Consider the following 13,700-nt stretch of genomic DNA (forward strand, 5'->3'; position numbering starts at 1 on the left):
AGCCTCAAAACTCTACCTTTTTTATTATTAATTGTTTATTTGGTTTATATTATTATTCGTATTACCGCTTTGTGTATTTTGAGTTGTATTTGATGTGCTATTTTGATTTACATTATTAATGTTGTTTTTTGTTGTATTAGATTCATTTGTATGATTATATTGAGTACTATTTTGACTATTCTGGGTTTGAGTAGAATTTGTTTGTTTTAAATCATTATTTGCTGAATTCGTCTGATATTGAGATGTGTCTTGTTGGTGTGTTGAAGGTTCTTGGTGTCGTTGTGTAGAATTTTGGTTATTTGTAGTCGCATTATTTTGTTCAGTAGTTGGGTTTTCTTGTTGTGTAGTTGGTGATTCTGATGACTGAATTGAATGTTCTTCTGTGGCGGGTGTGTTTTCTTGAGTGGCAGGAGTGTCCTGAATAGACTCATTTGATGTATCCTTATGATCTTTCTTAGAATTATTATCTTTTTTATTATTATTTTCTTTATTTGTTTTATTATCTTTAGGCTTTTCTTTTTTTACAGGAGTGATGTCACTTTTAGAGGGATTATTACTCTCAATGACTTTATGAATACCCAGTGCAAGCATACTTAATAAGATAATAATAATAGCCATAGCAAGCATTTTTAAGTAATTTTTATTCTTAAAAATAGCAATAATACCAAAAATAATGACTATACATGCGATTAAAAATAAAGTAATGCCTAGATAGAATATAATGTTATCCATAACTGACCTCCATAATTACAACATATCAATCAAATATTACTATAATTATTACATAATAAATATTAATATTTATTTAACATTTTATTATTTTTTTAAAACAATTTAGTTAATAAAATTATTAATATAATAGTGTTATTCATTCGATTTATTGTAAATGTTAATTTCTTCATTTTTAAAATTGATTGAAACATATAACTGGTCATCATATGTATTAATAGGAAGAGACGGTGTATTCAGTTTAAACTCTGATAGAATTTTAAATGAACCATTATTTAAAGGTTCAACTATAGATACATCATTTTCGTTTTGTTGTATAAGTAGATTTCTATTCGTCATATTATTAATTTTCCAATGATTCATGTAAACTCACCTCTATTAAAAATAAAAAGCCTGAAACATACTCAATACATATGTGCAGGCTTTAAAAGTTATATTCATAGTTAAATAAATATATTTATTTAAGACTTTTAAGCAAATATCCTTGAATAGGAATAACTTGAAAAAATTGGATATTTTTAATTAAAGCTTTGTTCAATTTCAGTAAAAGCTTTATTTGTAACTTTAATATTATAAATTCTATCAGACATAATATTACCATCTAGATAGCCATGATCAATAAGAACTTTACAATTTTCTAAGAAATCGCTATATTTTCTATCGCAAAAATAATCATCTTGAGCTGTAATACTATCTTTAAAATTATTTGCTTCTTCCTCTGTTTGACCACTATTTGAACGTTCCATATATAGCTTATAAAATTTTGCTACTGTATATTTTTGTTCGTTAGTTAATTCGTCCATAGAAACGCCTCCTAAACTCATTACTTATATATACCCAATTTAATTTAATTAAAAAACTAAAAAAACGATATTACATTTATTGAGCTTTTTTAATACCTTGATCTACTGCTTCGGCAAATCTATAAAATGTTCTCGTATAATTCTTGGGGGATCGTCTATTATTTTTATCCAAGTTGTTATGTTTAAAAAACAAAGCTCGTTGGCGAGTCGTCAATTCTAGTTGCACTCCTGTATCTTTTTTATCTCTATTAATAATATTATTATTGGAAAGGGCCTCAATTCCTTTAGGCGTTTTTTGTACTGTAAATCCATGATCAGTTAATGAATGACGTAATGTTTGAACCAATTTTTTATCTTGACCACCTACGTAAACAATGGGTTCATCGCCTGCATATCCGTGAATAGATACTGTTTTTGACGAATGGTTGAGCATATCTAATAATTGAGGTTCATCAAAAACAGTAGAAGTAATATGTAGTTGAGCATTATTATCTGAACGTAGACCTTCAAATGAATAAAAATTATATTGACCAATATTTGAAATACGACGAGCGAGTTCAGTGGTTCCAGGTTCAATACTTCCACCATGAATCGCTGTAATTAAGGTATCGCTGTGCTTACGGTGTTTTGTGATTATTTTCCAATCTTTATTTTTTGTTGTATGTTGTTTTAAATCATTAAAGTTAGCATAGTAATCTAAGGATTGATTTTGTTTTAAATCAAAATGTTTATAAAAGTAAAGAAAGAAAAGAATAAATAATATAATAATAAGAGTTAAAAAGATGTAATAAAAAAATCGATAATTTAATTTTTTGTTTTTCATAAAAATAAGTTGTTCCTTTAAATATCATTTCTTAGTATAGAAAAGTATAGCGTAACGCCATAGTCTTTAACTATTAGTATGTTTTTACAAGCTTAAGGCGATAGTCATTATTAAAATTATCAACTAAAGCATATGGAGAGATAATCAGTAAACCATGATCATTTATCGTATCTTTACTTACACCGTATTTATATGCTTGATAAATAATTTTAGTACAATATGTAAAGCGTTCACTTTTTAAATTAAGTGTAACTAAATAAGTTTTATCACTATTTTTATAATGAGCTTTTGCCCAATCAGCTGCTTTTTGACCTGCATTAGGATATTCACAACGATATATTTTAATCCAATCATTTTTTTTAACGCCAAATCGCTGTTTAAATGATTCGAAAGATTCAGTAATAGGCTTATCGCCAGGTCCTTCAATTTGTAAAACAGTATCATGATCTAAAGCAATACTTGAATGTCCAAAGAAACCAAATAATACCGGACCTTTTGTAAGAATAATGTCACCAGGTTGTAATTTGAAATCATTTCCTTTTCCTGAAGATGAAGAAGTGGAACTTATAGATGCATAAGTATGAGAAGGGAACGCGAAAAATAGTAATGAAGTGAAAATAACAAATATAATACGCTTCAATTGAATAGTCTTCAATTTATATCTCCTTAATTGTTTTATAGAGGAATATATAAAAAAGAACAAAATAAGATTGTATTTTGTTCTTTTAAACTCTATTTATAAAATACCAAATATTAGTACATATATCAGTAAAGCAAAACCAAAAATATAAAAGATGACTGTAAAGCCTAAATATGATTCTTTACGTTCTTCTTTTTTAGATTTTAACAATAACCCTAATATAATTGAAGCAGCAACAACAAATATAATACCCAGCCAAAGTAAAATTGTTAAATGTGTACTCATTTGTAAACCTCCCACATTTTAATTAAAAAAAGTTATATATCAGTGGATATATATAATATAAAAAAATGATTAGATTAGTTAAAAAAATTATTTCGCTTATAAGGTTTTTATCCAAAATAGCGGCAATTAAACTGAATGAAATAGTAAGGCCACATATGATTAAACCAGGTATGAGCCAAAAATAATCATCTAACTTAGGAAAATAGGTGACAGTAATATTAAAACCTAGAAATAAAAGGGTAATCATAATATTAATCCAAAATAATTTATTAATATTCATAGGTAGTGTCACCTCTATAACAATGATGTCTTTTTTATCATCATATCACTTCTTTAAAAGAAAGGTAAAACTTTAATTCTTATTAAAAGAATTACTTCGTAAATACACAGAAAAAAAGCTGGCGATTAAACTAAAATATACTCATCGGCAGTCATAAATATGTATGATTACACTAATAAACATATCAATTAAAAGGGAAAATCAGAAAAGTAAATAGAAGAGTATAAAAGTTCAAAAAATCATCACATTTACAGAAAGTTAATATCCGCATAGAATGTTTTTAGTGAATAATTAAAAATAAAGTGTTTTAATTATTTTAATAAAATCAATTAAAACATTACAACTTTTATAAAAATCTAACTTACTGATTTGCTTATATAAATAAACATCACTCATTTAGAAATAATAAGATGATAGGAGATACTGAAATGTTGTAATGTGAGGAGGAAAAAATGACATTTTATGATTTTGTTATTGGATTTATTAATGATGATACACCACTAGGAAGTTTAGCAAACTACATTGTAAATGATCATAAATTTCCCAAAAACGAACGCAATAATAAAGAAATTAGAGCATATGTTATGTCAAATTACGTTGATCACCAACTTATCGAAAGCGCTAATCGAGCAATTAGCCTCTATAAATTAATTTGAATTAGGATAGTACCAATTTTGTTGCTTTAGCGCATTCCATATATCTTTAGTTTTAAAGTTTAATTCATTATCTCTAATTGAAAAAGGTTCTATAATTTCTCTATCTAACCACGAATGAATAAGTTCACTAGGAACTCCATCAAGTAACATTTCTGATTTACTTATTACAAAACATTCCCAATCTAATGAGAGGTTATTAGGATTGACATAATTGTATTGATTATGATCATTCATAATGAACGCTCCTTTATTTATAAAACTTATAATTCATTATACCCCTTATAATGAGAATCAAACGAGTAGTAATTAATTTTTTACCTTTAGTTATTTTTAAGTATAAAAAAATTAAGGTATACTATGTATGGATTATAAAGTGGTGTAAAAGAAAGTTGCCTATATTATTTAAAAAATATATTGAGGTGAATGTAATGAGTAAAATACTCTATTTAATGAGACATGGACAAACTATGTTTAATTTAAGAGGGAAAGTACAAGGTGCAAGTGATTCTCCACTTACTAAATTAGGAATATCTCAAGCGAAGCAAGCAGGTCATTACTTTAAACATAATCATATTACTTTTGACGAAGCATATTCATCTAGTTCGGAACGAGCATGTGATACGTTAGAAAATGTTTTACCTGATCAAGCATATCAACGTAATAAAGGATTAAAAGAATGGAGTTTTGGGCTATTTGAAGGGGATAGTGTTCAATTATTGGATGCAGTTTGGGATAAACACGATATTTTTGGAACTAGACTACGCCCTTTTGGAGGAGAAACGAAAAATGAAGTTGAACATCGTATCGTTACGACATTAAGTAATTTATTAGAGTCCTCTAATGGAAAAACATTCTTAGCGGTAAGCCATGGTACAGCCATTCAGGTTTTTTTAAGAAAATGGATAGGTGATGATATGGCAAATCAATATGTCATTGGAAATTGTTGTATTTTAAAATTTATTTATACACATGGAAAGTTTAAATTTCTCGATATGGTTGATCCTACAATCGATGATGCCAATAAATAAATCATTATCCTGGCTATTTAATATCATAGAGTAGCCAATGAACATCGAAATAAGTATCATCTACTTTAAATGAGTTTTTTTCAATCCCTAAAGTTTCAAAACCAAGTGCAGTGAAAAAAATCTTTGCACTAATATGATTGGACGTAATACAAGTCATTAGTTTTTCAATATGACGAGCCTTTGCATAATTAATCACTTCACAGATTAAATTTTGCAAAGTAATCTCGTCTTTTTTGTCTTTTAAAAAGAGATTTTCTAACATTGCTTTATGTTGTGTGCCTACTTGTTTGAGTTGTCGCAATGTAACACCAGCCACAAGTTTTTCATTTTTAAAATTGCCAAAAATATTACAATACTCTTCTTCTTTAGATAGAATGTGTTTTAAATAATTTGGAGACACATGTTGAAAATAAAGTTTATCCCATGAATAAGTATGTGAATCATTTGATATTAAAGTAATATATTGATTTAAATCATTGTTAGTAAGAATTCTAACTTCTGACATTATACTCACCTCAAATTATCATTAGCATTTAATAATCTATTTATACAAATTAATTGAATTATAAATATTTTATAAACTTTAATTAATAACTATATACATAGAATAGCTTATTTTAAAAAATTATACAAAAAGTGTGAGAATATATAGACATTAAAATAATATCTATCATACATCGATATTTTTAAACTTAATTTTTTAGATAGGAAATGGGCAGGATAGGATTCAATTTGAACTCGTCGTTCAACTCTAGCAATACAGCCCAAAGAACGTAGATGTTTTTATTGAAAGTCTTTATGTTAACTTCTGTACTACTATTGAAATAACTTGATATCAGCTCTTTTCAATTCAATCTTTATCTATCAACATAAAAAAATCCTGAGACATAATGAGACGTCTCAGAATTTTTTAAAATTATAAAATTTAGATTTTAAAGCGTAATACTAATTAGTCAACAACTTGAACATTTAAATCTACATCGATGTTGCCACGAGTTGCTTTTGAATATGGACAGAATTCGTGAGCGTCTTGTAGATATTTTTCAGCATCTTCTTGAGATAATACATTTTTAACTTTTGCATCAATAGATACGCTTAATTTTGGACTTTCAGCATTTGGATCATCTTCTAAGCGTACAGTTAAAGTTACCTCAGGTTCTGCCCCACGAACTTTGTTTTGTTTTAAAATAAGGTCATATGCACCATTGAAACATGAAGCATAGCCAGCTGCGAATAATTGTTCAGGGTTAGTTGCTTTTCCGTCTGCTTGTTGTGGTGGTAATACATCTACATTTATTGCATTATCGTCTGTGTGTACGTGTCCTTTACGTCCACCAACGTTTGTTGCTTTAGTTTCATATTGAACTGCCATTATTATTACCTCCTAAATTCGAATATAATTATTGTATACCCAACTAAAACGTTTTAAATCATGATTTGTAAAAATTAACATGAATTTTAAACATTGGCGAGTGTGACATAAATAGTTTAAAATAATATAAAATTGTAAATGGTAAGAAAAGAAGGGATTATATGGCAGAAGTAAAGGTAGCTGCAACCATAGCACCTCAAGATATAATAGATAATGAAACGTTAAATAGTATAAATGATAATCATGCATATATAGATATCATTGAGTTGCGTATAGATCAATGGGAGAGTCATCATCACGAACATTTAATGAAAAACCTTTCACTTCTAAATGAAATAAAGGGTCATTTCAAAATATTGGTGACATATCGCACACTTTCTCAAGGTGGAAAAGGTCAGTTAACTAATAAAGAATATTTACAGTTAATTGAAACAATTTCCTCAATAGATGCATTTCAAATGATAGATATAGAATGGGAGTCAAATATAGATGTTGAGACGCATAAACGTATTATAGAAAATGCACATCGTCATCAGAAGCAAATAATTGTCTCATATCATAATTTTTTAGAAACGCCACCGTTAGAAGAATTAAAATTCACATATTATAAAATGCTAAAATTAAATCCTGAGTATGTAAAAATTGCAGTAATGCCTAAGGAAAATCAGGACGTAGCAACGCTATTAGAAGCAGTAGCTTACACATCTGAAGCGATTTCTCAACAAGTTATTGGGATATCTATGTCTCGTTTAGGATTAGTGAGCCGAACTGCTCAAGGTGTTTTTGGGGGGACAGTGTCATATGGTTGTTTAGGTGAACCTCAAGCGCCAGGACAGATTCATGTTAAAGAACTAAAAAAACAATTATTATTTTACGAAAACATGTAGTATACATTGAAATGTCATCGATATCCGCGTATAATTGATAATAGTTATCAATATAGAGGAGCGATAATTGTGGAATTACAAGAAGTAATTTCTTTAAGAAGAAGTATAAAGAAATTTAAACATGATATGGTTATTAATGATGAAGATGTATTTAAAGCCATAGAACAAGCTACTGACGCTCCTAATCATGGTATGAGAGAACCGTGGAGAGTTATTCATGTTTCTAAAGATAGATTAGGAGATATGAGTAGAGATATTACACGTTTTGCCTTTCCAAATAGTCCGGAAAAACAAGAAGATCATTATAACGCGGTGACAAATTTAGGAGGTATGTTAGTTTTAGTACTTAAAACTGACCCACGACAACGACAAAATCGCGAAAACTTTTTTGCGATGGGTGCATACACTCAGAATCTAATGTTATTACTCTATGAAAAAGGTATTGGTACATGTTGGAAAACGCCATTGTACATCTTTGAACCAAAAGTAAGAAAAGCATTTGGTATTGCTAAAGATGAAGTTATTGCAGGTTTATTGTATCTTACTGATTTAGAAGAGGTTCCACCTAAAGCAAAACGTAAAAATAAACATTTAATCTCAGAATATTAAAGAAACCACACTCAAAATAACGAGTGTGGTTTTTTAATTATTTATTAAATGTTTCTTTTAAGAATGATTCAACTTGTTCAGGTGATTTTGCATTAGCAGAATGTAAATGGGCATGTTTTTGACCATTTTCAAATATAAGTAAACTTGGGATACCCATGACTTCATTGTCTGATGCTACATCTTCTAATTCATCACGATTTACTGAATACCATTTATAGTCGTTATACTTGTCAACGATTGGATCAATCCACATATCCATTGCTTTACAATCAGGACACCAACCAGCTTCAAATTTTACAATAACAGGTTGTTCACTTTGAATAACTGAATTAAATTCTTCAGTAGTAGTAATATTTTTCATACTTTACACTCCTTTTAGCTTGTTTTATATATTATAACTAATTACTAATGTTTAGAAAAAAATAAAGCTTAAAAAGTAGAGCGTTTATTTAAATAATCTGATATATTTAGAATAAGTTTAAATAGGAGGATAATACTGAATGATTAAATTTTATCAATATCCAAAATGTACAACTTGTAAAAAAGCTGCTCGATTTTTAGATGAGCATGGAGTGAGTTATGAGTCTATAGATATTGTGCAACACACACCTACAAAGCAAGAATTCAAAGAGTTAGTAGTTAAATCAGAAGTGGAAATCAATAAATTCTTTAATACACATGGTGTGAAATATAGAGAACTTGGTTTGAAAGATAAATTAAATGAATTATCTAATGATGAAAAATTAGAACTCTTAGCCTCAGATGGAATGTTGGTAAAACGTCCGCTAGCGGTTTCGGGTGAAAAAGTTACATTAGGTTTTAATGAAGAACAATACAAAGATGTATGGTTATAGAAAGTATAATCACAACTTTTAATATTAATAGTTGAATGAAAACTTACGGTATGGCATCATTAAATTGTAATTATTTTTAGGAGGGGATTTTCGTGGCAGTACCGAGCGAATTCAAATATTCTAAGGAACATGAATGGGTTAAAGTTGAAGGAAATACGGCAACAATTGGTATTACTGAATACGCGCAAGGTGAATTAGGAGACATCGTATTTGTCGAATTACCAGATGTCGATGATGAAATTAATGAAGGGGATACATTTGGTAGTGTTGAATCAGTAAAAACAGTATCTGAATTGTATGCACCTGTTTCTGGGAAAATTGTTGAAACAAACGACGAATTAGAAGATAGTCCAGAATTTGTTAATGAATCACCTTATGAAAAAGCATGGATGGTAAAAGTTGAATTAAGTGACGAAAGTCAATTAGATGAATTACTATCAGCTGAACAATACTCTGAAATGATTGGCGAATAATTTTTTAAAACTCCTTGATATTAAATCTAGGAGTTTTTTATATAATTATATTAATTATCTGTAAATTGTGTTTATATTCATCAATAACGTGAAAAAGTAAATGATTGTTTAATATCGACTTAGAAGGTGGATGAACATGGCAATTTTAAATAAAGTTATCATTGTTGAAGGTAAATCTGATAAGAAGAAAGTGCAACAAGTCATAGCTGAACCTGTAAATATTATTTGTACACATGGTACAATGAGTATCGACAAACTAGACGATATGATAGAAACGTTATATGGAAAACAGGTCTATATTCTTGCCGATTCAGATGATGAGGGCGAAAAAATTAGAAAGTGGTTTAAACGTTATTTAAGTGAAAGTGAACATATCTATGTAGATAAAACATATTGTGAAGTCGCACGTTGTCCCAAAAATTATCTTGCTCATGTATTGAGTAAATACGGATTTAACGTAAAAAAAGAGAAAAAACTTATACCTAATTTAAGTTCTGAAAGGTTAGTACTTGTGAATGAATAATTCTATTAAAATCGAAGACATCAAAGAACACTTTGATAAAGATAAACATTTAATATTTGGATATACTCCTATGTGTGGAACATGTAAGATTTCAGAGCGCATGCTAGATATTGCAAATGATATCGAACAATTACCACTTAAAAAAATTGATTTAAATTTCCATAAGTATTTTAGTGAAGAATATAAAATTATGTCTGTACCTGTACTGTTAATTATGGATAAGGATAAAGAGGTAGATAGAATCTATGCATTTCAATCCGTGCCATATTTGTTAGAAAAGTTAAAAAAATGATTGACGAATTATTAGTACAGTGATAGGATATAAATTAATTAAATAGTGCGAAAACTCTTATCGAGAGAGGTGGAGGGATGTGCCCTACGAAGCCCGGCAACCGTCTATAATGGAAATGGTGCCAATTCACATAAAGTTTAAGACTTTAGAAGATGAGAGAAAGATAATTTTAAATGCTTTCTCATCTCTCTAGATGGGAAAGCATTTTTTAATTACATAAGGAATTTAAGGGAGGCATTTAACGTGATTGAGTTAAATCAAGTTGTTAAACGCTATCACACAAAGAACAAAGATGTACTAGCAGTAGATCACGTTGATTTGAATATAGAATCAGGCTCAATTTTTGGAGTGATTGGGTTCTCTGGTGCTGGTAAAAGTACGTTAATTCGAATGTTTAATAATCTAGAAGAGCCGACTTCAGGGGATATCATTATAGATGGAGACAATATTAACAAACTTTCTAAATCAGATTTGAGAAAAAAACGACAAAAAGTAAGTATGATTTTCCAACATTTTAATTTATTATGGTCACGTACTGTCATTAGTAATATTATGTTCCCACTAGAAATAGCCGGAGTAGCTCGTACAGAAGCAAAAAAAAGAGCTTTAGAACTTGTAGAGTTGGTCGGTTTAAAAGGCCGTGAAAAAGCTTATCCTGCAGAATTATCGGGTGGTCAAAAACAAAGAGTTGGGATTGCTCGTGCATTAGCGAATGATCCGAATGTCTTATTATGTGACGAGGCTACAAGTGCGCTAGATCCACAAACAACGGATGAAATTTTAGATTTACTATTAAAAATAAAAGAAGAAAGAAATCTAACGATTGTGATTATTACACATGAAATGCAAGTGATTAGACGCATATGTGATGCAGTTGCAGTGATGGAAAATGGACGTGTTATTGAGCAAGGTAATGTTGATGAAGTATTTGAAAATCCTCAACATGAGGTGACAAAACGATTCGTGAAAGACGATTTAGACGACGATTTTGAAGATTCAATTAAACATCTAGAACCATTGAACAAAGACGCTTATATTGTAAGATTGAATTTCAACGGTAATAATACCACACAACCTGTTGTATCTGATATTACGCGAATGCAGAATATTGAATTAAATATTTTGGAAGCAAATATTAAAAATACACGTACAGGTTCAATTGGATTTTTAATTGTACATATTCCACATATTAGTGAAGATGGATTTAATACATTTGTAACTGAGTTACATAAACAACACGTAAATGTGGAGGTGATTAAACATGGATAAATCATATGGTGATATCTTCCATGAAATGATTACTATGCCTAACGTGCAATGGCCTGAAGTTTGGCAAGCAATATATGAAACACTTTATATGACTGTAGTGTCAACCATTTTTGCTTTTATCTTTGGCTTAATCTTAGGTGTGCTGCTTTTCTTATCAGCTAAAAGTGATGCACCTGGAGCTAAAATTTTCTATACGGTAGTTTCATTTATAGTTAACTTGTTCCGTGCGATTCCATTTATTATTTTAATTTTGTTATTAATTCCGTTCACAAGTGTATTATTAGGTACAATTAGTGGACCGACGGGAGCACTTCCAGCATTAATCATTGGCGCTGCACCGTTCTACGCAAGATTAGTTGAAATCGCATTTAAAGAAATCGATAAAGGCGTTATTGAAGCAGCATGGTCTATGGGTGCGAATACTTGGACAGTCGTTCGAAAAGTATTGCTTCCAGAAGCAATGCCAGCACTTGTTTCAGGTATTACAGTAACTGCTATCGCTTTAGTTGGTTCAACTGCTATTGCAGGCGTTATTGGTGCAGGTGGTTTAGGTAACTTAGCTTACTTAACTGGTTTTACACGTAACCAAAACGACGTCATTCTAGTGTCAACCGTATTTATTTTAATTATTGTATTTATAATCCAATTCATCGGGGATTGGCTTACAAATAAAATTGATAAACGATAATAGAAAAGAGGACAGATTAAATGAAAAAACTTTTAAGTTTAGTATTAGTACTTACACTGACAGTTGTATTAGCTGCTTGTGGTAAAGGCGGAGACGAAAAAGATAAAAAAATCGTTGTAGGTGCCTCACCAGCACCACATGCTGAAATCTTAGAAAAAGCAAAACCACTTCTTGAGAAAAAAGGTTATAATTTAGAAATTAAAACAATCAATGATTACACTACACCTAATAAGTTGTTAGATAAAGGTGAGCTTGATGCTAACTACTTCCAACACGTTCCTTATTTAAAAACTGAAAGTAAAGAAAAAGGATACAAAATTGAAGATGCAGGTAAAGTTCATTTAGAACCAATGGCTGTTTATTCTAAAAAATACAAAAGTTTAAAAGACCTTCCTAAAGGTGCGACAGTTTATGTTTCAAATAACCCAGCTGAACAAGGTCGTTTCTTAAAATTCTTCGTTGATGAAGGCTTAATTAAAATTAAAAAAGGCGTAAAAATTGAAGACGCTAAATTTGAAGATATTACTGAAAACAAAAAAGATATTAAATTCAATAACAAACAATCAGCTGAATATCTTCCAAAAATCTATCAAAATCAAGATGTAGATGCAGCTATTATTAATTCAAACTATGCTATTGATCAAGGCTTAAGTCCACAAAAAGATTCAATTGTAGTTGAAAAACCTAATAATAACCCTTATGCAAACCTAATTGCAGTTCGTAAAGATCATAAAGATGATGAAAAAATTAAAGCTTTAGTTGAAGTATTACAATCTAAAGACATTCGTGATTTCATCAATGACAAATACAAAGGTGCAGTTGTACCTGCAAAATAATGAATAATAATGCAGTAAAAAACGGTTCACAAACAAATATGTGAACCGTTTTTTTATTTTATATCAATACATTTATTGCAGTCATTTATATTATAAACTTGAATCGTCTTGATATAGTATTCCAACGCCGATACCACCTTGACCCATCGCATATTCAAATTTAACAATTTCTATATATGGATGTTCTTCTATGAATGCATTGACTTTTTTATTTAAACCTTTTTCTGTCATAGCAGTAAAATTAACAAATGTCATAGTTATCATCTCCAATTGGATAAGTAAATTGAACAATGTTATTATAACAATTATTTTAATTAGACAGAAAATATAAAAAAATAACAGAATTTATGTTTATACATGATATGTATTGGGTATGTTAATATTACAAAAATCATTTAAGAATGAAATGTTTAACAAGGAGGAATTTAAAATGGCAGAAGATAAATTTGAACAAGCTAAAGGTAATATTAAGGAAACAGTTGGTAATGCAACTGATAATAAAGATTTAGAAAAAGAAGGTCAAGGCGACAAAGCTTCAGGTAAAGCTAAAGAAGTGGTTGATAACGTTAAAGATAAAGCAAATGATGTTATTGATAAATTAAAAGGCGATAAATAAGTCGTTTTAACTAGAAGAGAACGCATGTGTTAAACAC

At 29.4% G+C, this 13,700-nt stretch carries 24 protein-coding genes and 1 riboswitch; of the genes, 12 read left to right on the forward strand and 12 right to left on the reverse strand.

Features of this window, described 5'->3' with window-relative positions; all coding sequences use genetic code 11:
• Positions 1 to 27: 27 nt before the first annotated feature.
• From HMPREF2578_RS06975 to tsaA, 7 genes are all read right to left on the reverse strand, one after another.
• Complete coding sequence (locus HMPREF2578_RS06975; RefSeq protein WP_070508337.1) at positions 28 to 732, reverse strand: hypothetical protein; 705 nt, start codon at positions 730 to 732, stop codon at positions 28 to 30.
• Between the two features lie 132 nt (positions 733 to 864).
• Positions 865 to 1,092, reverse strand: coding sequence for a hypothetical protein (locus HMPREF2578_RS06980; protein WP_019835716.1), 228 nt, complete (start codon positions 1,090 to 1,092; stop codon positions 865 to 867).
• Between the two features lie 155 nt (positions 1,093 to 1,247).
• The gene (locus HMPREF2578_RS06985) at positions 1,248 to 1,532 is read right to left on the reverse strand and encodes a hypothetical protein (protein WP_019835715.1); all 285 of its coding nucleotides are present in this window, start codon (positions 1,530 to 1,532) and stop codon (positions 1,248 to 1,250) included.
• Positions 1,533 to 1,608: 76 nt separating this feature from the next.
• Positions 1,609 to 2,355: a poly-gamma-glutamate hydrolase family protein gene (locus HMPREF2578_RS06990; RefSeq protein WP_049379259.1), complete on the reverse strand. Its 747-nt coding sequence runs from the start codon at positions 2,353 to 2,355 to the stop codon at positions 1,609 to 1,611.
• Between the two features lie 73 nt (positions 2,356 to 2,428).
• The gene (gene lnsA, locus HMPREF2578_RS06995; RefSeq protein ID WP_371089541.1) at positions 2,429 to 2,995 is read right to left on the reverse strand and encodes a lipoprotein N-acylation protein LnsA; all 567 of its coding nucleotides are present in this window, start codon (positions 2,993 to 2,995) and stop codon (positions 2,429 to 2,431) included.
• A gap of 96 nt (positions 2,996 to 3,091) precedes the next feature.
• On the reverse strand, positions 3,092 to 3,280 hold the full coding sequence (gene tsaT, locus HMPREF2578_RS07000; RefSeq protein ID WP_017175887.1) for a type II toxin-antitoxin system toxin TsaT: 189 nt from the start codon (positions 3,278 to 3,280) through the stop codon (positions 3,092 to 3,094).
• Between the two features lie 22 nt (positions 3,281 to 3,302).
• Positions 3,303 to 3,560 (reverse strand): type II toxin-antitoxin system antitoxin TsaA, encoded by a 258-nt coding sequence (gene tsaA / locus HMPREF2578_RS11325; RefSeq protein ID WP_017175886.1) that lies wholly within the window; start codon positions 3,558 to 3,560, stop codon positions 3,303 to 3,305.
• Positions 3,561 to 4,012: 452 nt separating this feature from the next.
• Between tsaA and HMPREF2578_RS07010 the strand changes: the two genes are divergently transcribed.
• Positions 4,013 to 4,216 carry a sterile alpha motif-like domain-containing protein gene (locus HMPREF2578_RS07010; RefSeq protein ID WP_017175885.1) on the forward strand — a complete coding sequence of 68 codons (204 nt, stop codon included), beginning with the start codon at positions 4,013 to 4,015 and terminating at the stop codon, positions 4,214 to 4,216.
• On the opposite strand, the gene HMPREF2578_RS07015 is transcribed toward HMPREF2578_RS07010, so the two are convergent.
• On the reverse strand, positions 4,208 to 4,450 hold the full coding sequence (locus tag HMPREF2578_RS07015; protein WP_017175884.1) for a hypothetical protein: 243 nt from the start codon (positions 4,448 to 4,450) through the stop codon (positions 4,208 to 4,210). The genes HMPREF2578_RS07010 and HMPREF2578_RS07015 overlap by 9 nt on opposite strands.
• A 194-nt stretch (positions 4,451 to 4,644) precedes the next feature.
• Here HMPREF2578_RS07015 and HMPREF2578_RS07020 point away from each other — a divergent pair, with 194 nt between their 5' ends.
• The gene (locus HMPREF2578_RS07020; RefSeq protein WP_049415371.1) at positions 4,645 to 5,244 is read left to right on the forward strand and encodes a histidine phosphatase family protein; all 600 of its coding nucleotides are present in this window, start codon (positions 4,645 to 4,647) and stop codon (positions 5,242 to 5,244) included.
• 13 nt (positions 5,245 to 5,257) lie between these two features.
• Here the strand turns inward: HMPREF2578_RS07020 and HMPREF2578_RS07025 are convergent, their stop codons facing one another.
• Both HMPREF2578_RS07025 and HMPREF2578_RS07030 read right to left on the reverse strand, forming a co-directional pair.
• Entirely contained in the window at positions 5,258 to 5,749 is a 492-nt protein-coding gene (locus tag HMPREF2578_RS07025) for a GNAT family N-acetyltransferase (RefSeq protein WP_048761455.1), read from the reverse strand.
• Between the two features lie 444 nt (positions 5,750 to 6,193).
• On the reverse strand, positions 6,194 to 6,616 hold the full coding sequence (locus tag HMPREF2578_RS07030; RefSeq protein WP_048680989.1) for an organic hydroperoxide resistance protein: 423 nt from the start codon (positions 6,614 to 6,616) through the stop codon (positions 6,194 to 6,196).
• 161 nt (positions 6,617 to 6,777) lie between these two features.
• Between HMPREF2578_RS07030 and aroD the strand changes: the two genes are divergently transcribed.
• Together aroD and HMPREF2578_RS07040 are read left to right on the forward strand one after the other, a co-directional pair.
• A complete protein-coding gene (gene aroD / locus HMPREF2578_RS07035) occupies positions 6,778 to 7,503 on the forward strand; it encodes a type I 3-dehydroquinate dehydratase (RefSeq protein WP_054105338.1) in 726 nt (241 codons plus the stop codon).
• 69 nt (positions 7,504 to 7,572) lie between these two features.
• Entirely contained in the window at positions 7,573 to 8,112 is a 540-nt protein-coding gene (locus HMPREF2578_RS07040; protein ID WP_070508338.1) for a nitroreductase family protein, read from the forward strand.
• A gap of 37 nt (positions 8,113 to 8,149) precedes the next feature.
• On the opposite strand, the gene HMPREF2578_RS07045 is transcribed toward HMPREF2578_RS07040, so the two are convergent.
• Positions 8,150 to 8,473, reverse strand: coding sequence for a thioredoxin family protein (locus HMPREF2578_RS07045; protein ID WP_048682682.1), 324 nt, complete (start codon positions 8,471 to 8,473; stop codon positions 8,150 to 8,152).
• A gap of 139 nt (positions 8,474 to 8,612) precedes the next feature.
• Here HMPREF2578_RS07045 and HMPREF2578_RS07050 point away from each other — a divergent pair, with 139 nt between their 5' ends.
• From HMPREF2578_RS07050 to HMPREF2578_RS07080, 7 genes are all read left to right on the forward strand, one after another.
• Positions 8,613 to 8,966 (forward strand): arsenate reductase family protein, encoded by a 354-nt coding sequence (locus tag HMPREF2578_RS07050; protein WP_048761460.1) that lies wholly within the window; start codon positions 8,613 to 8,615, stop codon positions 8,964 to 8,966.
• Positions 8,967 to 9,058: 92 nt separating this feature from the next.
• The gene (gene gcvH, locus HMPREF2578_RS07055) at positions 9,059 to 9,439 is read left to right on the forward strand and encodes a glycine cleavage system protein GcvH (RefSeq protein ID WP_017175879.1); all 381 of its coding nucleotides are present in this window, start codon (positions 9,059 to 9,061) and stop codon (positions 9,437 to 9,439) included.
• A gap of 136 nt (positions 9,440 to 9,575) precedes the next feature.
• The gene (locus HMPREF2578_RS07060) at positions 9,576 to 9,962 is read left to right on the forward strand and encodes a toprim domain-containing protein (RefSeq protein ID WP_002448075.1); all 387 of its coding nucleotides are present in this window, start codon (positions 9,576 to 9,578) and stop codon (positions 9,960 to 9,962) included.
• Positions 9,955 to 10,254: a thioredoxin family protein gene (locus HMPREF2578_RS07065; RefSeq protein WP_002448091.1), complete on the forward strand. Its 300-nt coding sequence runs from the start codon at positions 9,955 to 9,957 to the stop codon at positions 10,252 to 10,254. The genes HMPREF2578_RS07060 and HMPREF2578_RS07065 overlap by 8 nt, the downstream gene beginning before the upstream one ends.
• Positions 10,255 to 10,308: 54 nt before the next feature.
• Positions 10,309 to 10,413, forward strand: a riboswitch (SAM riboswitch).
• An 84-nt stretch (positions 10,414 to 10,497) separates the two neighbouring features.
• A complete protein-coding gene (locus HMPREF2578_RS07070; RefSeq protein ID WP_054105340.1) occupies positions 10,498 to 11,523 on the forward strand; it encodes a methionine ABC transporter ATP-binding protein in 1,026 nt (341 codons plus the stop codon).
• Positions 11,516 to 12,211 carry a methionine ABC transporter permease gene (locus HMPREF2578_RS07075; protein WP_017175877.1) on the forward strand — a complete coding sequence of 232 codons (696 nt, stop codon included), beginning with the start codon at positions 11,516 to 11,518 and terminating at the stop codon, positions 12,209 to 12,211. The genes HMPREF2578_RS07070 and HMPREF2578_RS07075 overlap by 8 nt, the downstream gene beginning before the upstream one ends.
• Positions 12,212 to 12,231: 20 nt before the next feature.
• On the forward strand, positions 12,232 to 13,047 hold the full coding sequence (locus HMPREF2578_RS07080; protein WP_054105341.1) for a MetQ/NlpA family ABC transporter substrate-binding protein: 816 nt from the start codon (positions 12,232 to 12,234) through the stop codon (positions 13,045 to 13,047).
• Positions 13,048 to 13,137: 90 nt separating this feature from the next.
• Here the strand turns inward: HMPREF2578_RS07080 and HMPREF2578_RS11155 are convergent, their stop codons facing one another.
• Positions 13,138 to 13,302: a hypothetical protein gene (locus HMPREF2578_RS11155; RefSeq protein WP_176743743.1), complete on the reverse strand. Its 165-nt coding sequence runs from the start codon at positions 13,300 to 13,302 to the stop codon at positions 13,138 to 13,140.
• A gap of 175 nt (positions 13,303 to 13,477) precedes the next feature.
• Here HMPREF2578_RS11155 and HMPREF2578_RS07085 point away from each other — a divergent pair, with 175 nt between their 5' ends.
• A complete protein-coding gene (locus tag HMPREF2578_RS07085) occupies positions 13,478 to 13,663 on the forward strand; it encodes a CsbD family protein (protein WP_002448111.1) in 186 nt (61 codons plus the stop codon).
• Positions 13,664 to 13,700: the final 37 nt, after the last annotated feature.

The sequence above is a fragment of the Staphylococcus sp. HMSC072H03 genome, assembly GCF_001809305.1.
In the GTDB taxonomy this organism is placed as follows: Bacteria; Bacillota; Bacilli; order Staphylococcales; family Staphylococcaceae; genus Staphylococcus; species Staphylococcus hominis.

Bases quoted from the DNA above. Each gene is read 5' to 3' on its own strand.
- HMPREF2578_RS07075 (WP_017175877.1), top strand. From the start codon at position 11,516: ATGGATAAATCATATGGTGATATCTTCCATGAAATGATTACTATGCCT.
- HMPREF2578_RS07085 (WP_002448111.1), top strand. From the start codon at position 13,478: ATGGCAGAAGATAAATTTGAACAAGCTAAAGGTAATATTAAGGAAACA.
- HMPREF2578_RS11155 (WP_176743743.1), bottom strand. From the start codon at position 13,302: ATGACATTTGTTAATTTTACTGCTATGACAGAAAAAGGTTTAAATAAA.
- HMPREF2578_RS06985 (WP_019835715.1), bottom strand. From the start codon at position 1,532: ATGGACGAATTAACTAACGAACAAAAATATACAGTAGCAAAATTTTAT.
- tsaT (WP_017175887.1), bottom strand. From the start codon at position 3,280: ATGAGTACACATTTAACAATTTTACTTTGGCTGGGTATTATATTTGTT.
- tsaA (WP_017175886.1), bottom strand. From the start codon at position 3,560: ATGAATATTAATAAATTATTTTGGATTAATATTATGATTACCCTTTTA.
- HMPREF2578_RS06990 (WP_049379259.1), bottom strand. From the start codon at position 2,355: ATGAAAAACAAAAAATTAAATTATCGATTTTTTTATTACATCTTTTTA.
- HMPREF2578_RS06980 (WP_019835716.1), bottom strand. From the start codon at position 1,092: ATGAATCATTGGAAAATTAATAATATGACGAATAGAAATCTACTTATA.
- HMPREF2578_RS07080 (WP_054105341.1), top strand. From the start codon at position 12,232: ATGAAAAAACTTTTAAGTTTAGTATTAGTACTTACACTGACAGTTGTA.
- HMPREF2578_RS07015 (WP_017175884.1), bottom strand. From the start codon at position 4,450: ATGAATGATCATAATCAATACAATTATGTCAATCCTAATAACCTCTCA.
- aroD (WP_054105338.1), top strand. From the start codon at position 6,778: ATGGCAGAAGTAAAGGTAGCTGCAACCATAGCACCTCAAGATATAATA.
- HMPREF2578_RS07050 (WP_048761460.1), top strand. From the start codon at position 8,613: ATGATTAAATTTTATCAATATCCAAAATGTACAACTTGTAAAAAAGCT.
- HMPREF2578_RS07010 (WP_017175885.1), top strand. From the start codon at position 4,013: ATGACATTTTATGATTTTGTTATTGGATTTATTAATGATGATACACCA.
- HMPREF2578_RS06975 (WP_070508337.1), bottom strand. From the start codon at position 732: ATGGATAACATTATATTCTATCTAGGCATTACTTTATTTTTAATCGCA.
- HMPREF2578_RS07025 (WP_048761455.1), bottom strand. From the start codon at position 5,749: ATGTCAGAAGTTAGAATTCTTACTAACAATGATTTAAATCAATATATT.
- HMPREF2578_RS07065 (WP_002448091.1), top strand. From the start codon at position 9,955: ATGAATAATTCTATTAAAATCGAAGACATCAAAGAACACTTTGATAAA.
- HMPREF2578_RS07020 (WP_049415371.1), top strand. From the start codon at position 4,645: ATGAGTAAAATACTCTATTTAATGAGACATGGACAAACTATGTTTAAT.
- HMPREF2578_RS07045 (WP_048682682.1), bottom strand. From the start codon at position 8,473: ATGAAAAATATTACTACTACTGAAGAATTTAATTCAGTTATTCAAAGT.
- HMPREF2578_RS07060 (WP_002448075.1), top strand. From the start codon at position 9,576: ATGGCAATTTTAAATAAAGTTATCATTGTTGAAGGTAAATCTGATAAG.
- HMPREF2578_RS07030 (WP_048680989.1), bottom strand. From the start codon at position 6,616: ATGGCAGTTCAATATGAAACTAAAGCAACAAACGTTGGTGGACGTAAA.